This window comes from Streptomyces sp. AC558_RSS880 (genome assembly GCF_019049255.1).
Taxonomy (GTDB): Bacteria; Actinomycetota; Actinomycetes; order Streptomycetales; family Streptomycetaceae; genus Streptomyces.
On record NZ_JAGMUJ010000122.1, the window covers coordinates 1 to 280 of the forward strand.

Below are 280 nucleotides of genomic sequence, written 5' to 3' on the forward strand. Positions count from 1 at the left end.
TGGGTTGATAGGCCGGATATGGAAGCACGGTAACGTGTGGAGTTGACCGGTACTAATAGGCCGAGGGCTTGTCCTCAGTTGCTCGCGTCCACTGTGTTGGTTCTGAAACCACGAACAACCCCGTCCATGGTCACGGACGGTGCGGTTGACTGTTTCATAGTGTTTCGGTGGTCATAGCGTAGGGGAAACGCCCGGTTACATTCCGAACCCGGAAGCTAAGCCTTACAGCGCCGATGGTACTGCAGGGGGGACCCTGTGGGAGAGTAGGACGCCGCCGAAC

Annotated in this window: 2 rRNA genes; both read left to right on the top strand. The window is 57.5% G+C overall.

Annotated elements, in window-relative coordinates:
• Positions 1–76 (top strand): 23S ribosomal RNA (locus tag KUM38_RS29620); the annotation flags it as partial.
• Between the two features lie 87 nt (positions 77–163).
• Positions 164–280 (top strand): 5S ribosomal RNA (gene rrf / locus KUM38_RS29625).